The 4,101-nt window shown below is 56.1% G+C and carries 5 protein-coding genes and 1 pseudogene; 5 read left to right on the top strand and 1 reads right to left on the bottom strand.

Annotated elements, in window-relative coordinates; genetic code table 11:
- Positions 1-91 precede the first annotated feature (91 nt).
- From GZ092_RS21165 to GZ092_RS21145, 5 genes and pseudogenes are all read left to right on the top strand, one after another.
- Positions 92-595: a hypothetical protein gene (locus GZ092_RS21165; RefSeq protein ID WP_293639305.1), complete on the top strand. Its 504-nt coding sequence runs from the start codon at positions 92-94 to the stop codon at positions 593-595.
- Between the two features lie 15 nt (positions 596-610).
- Positions 611-739: a DUF4357 domain-containing protein gene (locus tag GZ092_RS21160; RefSeq protein ID WP_293639303.1), complete on the top strand. Its 129-nt coding sequence runs from the start codon at positions 611-613 to the stop codon at positions 737-739.
- Between the two features lie 95 nt (positions 740-834).
- A complete protein-coding gene (locus GZ092_RS21155; RefSeq protein ID WP_293639301.1) occupies positions 835-1,125 on the top strand; it encodes a nucleotidyltransferase family protein in 291 nt (96 codons plus the stop codon).
- On the top strand, positions 1,122-1,463 hold the full coding sequence (locus GZ092_RS21150; protein ID WP_293639299.1) for a HepT-like ribonuclease domain-containing protein: 342 nt from the start codon (positions 1,122-1,124) through the stop codon (positions 1,461-1,463). Before GZ092_RS21155 ends, GZ092_RS21150 begins: the two co-directional genes overlap by 4 nt.
- 84 nt (positions 1,464-1,547) lie before the next feature.
- Positions 1,548-2,813 (top strand): annotated as a pseudogene (locus GZ092_RS21145) (IS1634 family transposase); the annotation flags it as partial.
- 151 nt (positions 2,814-2,964) lie between these two features.
- Here the strand turns inward: GZ092_RS21145 and GZ092_RS21140 are convergent.
- Entirely contained in the window at positions 2,965-3,924 is a 960-nt protein-coding gene (locus GZ092_RS21140; protein WP_293639306.1) for an IS5 family transposase, read from the bottom strand.
- Positions 3,925-4,101 lie beyond the last annotated feature (177 nt).

The following is a 4,101-nucleotide window of genomic DNA, read 5'->3' as shown; positions in this document are numbered from 1 at the left end:
GCGGACCTGGTCAAACCCGTTTTGTAGTCTGCGCTTTGGACTCCGTTTCTAATGAAATCAAGGACTTGCGTGCAGGAAGTGTCGAACTTAAGTGACCTACATCCGCACCAGCTTCTGCAAGAACCTGCACGCCAAATGCTATATGAATGAAGAGATGTGCATCGTGACCAGCTTGAACCTGTATGAGTTCAGCCAGGTCAACAACAACGAGATGGGCATCCTAATTCAGCGCTCGGACGACAGCCAGTTGTACAAAGACGCCTATGAAGAAGCCCAGCGAATCATCCGCATCAGCGATGAAGTGCGCATTTCGCTGGAACGGGTAACGAGCGAGCCCGAGGCATCCAGCCGGGACGACGACAAAAGTGCAGATGGCGCCCACGGAGATGACAAGCTGACCTCATCCAAGATCGGGCAAAAATTGGGTTTGAAAACGGCACAGTTTCTGGACCGCGTGACAGAGCATGGCTACTTGGCGTTTGATGGCGACAAGCATGTGCTGACCGCCAAGGGCGAAAAGGCTGGCATTGAGTTTGTCGCCAAGTCCCGCTTCGGCCCTTACTTTTTGTGGCCGCAGGATTTTCATCCGGCGTGACTTGGCTGGCATGCAGTGCAATCGGAGAGCACAACCGCCATGGCACTCATGGGGCGTTCTGCCAATGGCTGGGTGGAGTGGAAGGCCGCCAACGGCCAGACGCTGGACGTGCTGAAGCGGCAGTTGGTTGCGGCGGAAGACTGATTTATGCTACGTTTTTCTTAGCATCTTGCGCATATTTCACGGGGGCTAGAGCCAGATTTTACACATAAACCGCTGTCCACAGTAAACTTGCACCAATGCGTCCCTCTGAAGCCCTTTCCCTGCACCGCACGCAAATCCGCGAGATTGCGTTGCGCCACCGCGTGAGCGGTGTGCGGGTGTTCGGTTCCGCGCTGCGCGGTGACGATGTGGCGGGCAGCGATCTGGATTTGCTGGTGGAGCCCACGGCGCAAACCACACTGATGGACATTGGTGCCATCCGGTTTGAGTTGAAGCAGCTTCTGGGTATGGATGTTGACGTGCTCACCCCCAACGGCCTGCCTGCCAGCTTTCGCGAGCAGGTGCTGCGCGAGGCTGTTGCCGTATGAGCCGTGCAGACCCGCTGCGCATTGCCGATTACCTGCGGCACATTCTGGAAGCCATAGACAACATTCAAGCCTACACCGCGGACGCAGACTTAACCGCGTTCATGGCAGACCGAAAGACGCAAGACGCGGTGATCCGCAATCTTGAAGTCATTGGCGAGGCATGCAACAACGTTGCCAAAAATCACCCTGATTTCGCGGCTCAACACGCCACCGTGCCATGGGGTTTTGCCTATGAAATGCGCAATGCGTTGGCCCACGGTTACTTCACAGTTGACCTCCCGGGTTCGACAGTTCAAAGCCTGAACCACCACCAAAACCCAAAGAAATCAACGGTCTAATGGCGTTATTCTGAGAAAGTTGTAATGGCACGAACTATTGCTTTTAGTTATTTTTTTACTAATAATTTAAGTTAAAGTAATGGCGTGTTTATCAAGCTCACACGCTCCGGCCCCAACCAATACGTCCAACTCGTAGAGGCGTTTCGCGATGCTGACGGTCGCCCCAAGCAGCGCACCGTTGCCACCCTTGGCCGCTTCGACCAGATGCAGGGCGATCTCAAATCCGTCATCTCGGGCCTGCAGCGCATCACGGGTCAAACTCCAGTTGCGCAGCCACCGACACCGACCGTGAGCTTTGAGGCAGCGCGCGACTTTGGCGATGTCTGGACGCTCACCGAGTTGTGGAACACCTTGGGCTTCGATCGCCTGCGTACAGTATTTCGCCGCACCCGTCACAGCATTGACGTGGAGTCCCTCATTCGCATCATGGTGATCAACCGCCTGTGTGACCCGGACTCCAAGCTCGGTGTGCTGCGCTGGCTGCAAACTGTGACGTTACCCGGCGTGACGCTTGAATCCATCGACCACCAGCACCTGTTGCGCGCCATGGATGCCCTGGTTGATCACAAGGACGAAGTCGATGGGGTGATGGCGGGCTTGCTACGCCCACTGATTGATCAGGATTTGGCCATGGTGTTCTACGACATGACCACCATCCGTGCGGCGGGCCTGTCACAAGAGGATGGCGATATCCGTCACTTTGGCATGTCCAAGGAAGCCGTAGTCGCACGCCAAGTCATGCTCGGTGTGGTGCAAACGGCTGAGGGTTTGCCTTTGTGGCACGAGGTGTTCGACGGCAATACGGCAGAGGTCACCACCATCAAGGGCGTGATCGAGAAAATCATCAAGCGCTTTCCCATCAAACGGGTGATCGCGGTGGCCGATCGGGGACTGCTGTCCACCGACAACCTGGCTGATCTGCAAGCGATGAAGCTACCAGGTGGTGGGCAACTGGAGTTCGTCCTGGCGGTGCCGGGCAGGCGCTACGGTGACTTTGTGGATTTGCTGGAGCCGTTTCATGCGGCGCAGTGCGCCAAGGCTAAAGAGGAAGTGCTGGGTGAAGTCACCTGGAACAAGCTGCGCTTGGTGATTGCGCATGATCCGCAGGTGGCGCTGGATGCCGGTGCCAAGCGTGACGGGCGTATTGCAGAGCTGCAAAAGAAGGCCGCCCAGTGGGTGGGCAAGCTTGACGATCAGGATGCGGGCAAGCGGGGGCGCAAATTGTCTGATGGCGGTGCCCGGGCCAAGTTTTACCATGAGGTGTGTGATGCGCATCTGGCGCGCATCATCAAGGTCGATCTCAAAAGCGAGCTGTTTACCTACGCCATTGATGAACGGGCGTTAAGGATGGTCTGAACAACTCGTCGGAACGCCGAGTAGTAGGTCGTCACTTTTCGTATAGTGGAGTTTTACGTAGAATTTCCTGAAACCACTTCGTTTTCAGCGCTCACTGAAGCCTTTTTCGCCCTTCGCAGGGCATTTGCCCCGTTTCTGGGCGCGCTCATGCCACAGCTCCCATCAATTTGCTTCGCGCCATCCACAGGTTGGACAGTGCAAATAGCGTGAAGAGCTGCGCCGTGTTCTTCTTCAAGCCGCGGTAGCGGACCTTCACAAATCCGAACTGGCGCTTGATGACCCGAAACGGGTGTTCCACTTTGGCGCGTACACCGGCCTTGAGTTTTTCCGCCTTGTCGAGCAGGGCATCGGCTTCGCTGCTTTTATCCAGTGCTTTGCGCTTTCCCGGGCGCATCGCCACATGCCACGTGACATCACTCTTGGCATCCGGGCGTTTCTCGACTCCTTGGTAGCCAGCATCGCCAAAGGCCAGCGTCTCCTGGCCGTGCAGTAAGGTGTTGGCTTCTGCGATATCGCTGACATGGCCAGATGTGCCTCGCACGGTGTGCACCAAGCCGGACTCGGCGTCAGCGCCAATGTGGGCCTTCATCCCGAAATACCACTGGTTGCCCTTTTTGCTTGAATGCATGTCGGGGTCGCGTGCTTTGTCTTTGTTCTTGGTTGAAGTGGGTGCGGCAATCAGCGTGGCATCGACGACCGTGCCGGTCTTGAGCAGCAAGCCGCGCTGGGTCAGCAGCTCATTGACGGCGGCCAGAATTTGCTCGGAGAGCTTGTGCTTCTCCAGCCGATGGCGAAAGCGCAGGATGGTGGACTCATCAGGCAAGCGGGTGAACTCATCGAGCTGTGCAAACTCGCGGTACAGCGGGGTGTCAAAGAATGATTCTTCCATGGCGGGGTCAGACAATGTGAACCACTGCTGCATGAAGTGAATCCGCAACATGGTCTCCAGCGAAAAGGGTGGCCGCCCGGTGCGGCCTTGCGGGTAGTACGGGGCAATGAGGTCCACCAACGCAGCCCACGGCACCACTTGTTCCATCTGCTCCAGGAACTCGCGCTTGCGGGTTTTCTTGATGTTGAGATTGAGGTTCAAAGTGGTTTGTTTCATGCTACATATTTTATAGCAAAATAAGCAATTTGGCAACGACTCATCGCACAAAAGTGGCAGAGTTTTGCAGAGTTTCCTTAACACATGCACGCCTGATGGATGGCAAGTTGTTGCTGGTGACCAATGCGCCGGACTTCGCGCCAGAAGAAGTTGTCAGACGCTACAAGTCGTTGGCTG

The sequence above is a fragment of the Polaromonas sp. genome (assembly GCF_010365105.1).
GTDB lineage: Bacteria > Pseudomonadota > Gammaproteobacteria > Burkholderiales > Burkholderiaceae_C > Polaromonas.
This window is presented reverse-complemented; position numbering and strand designations above follow the sequence as displayed.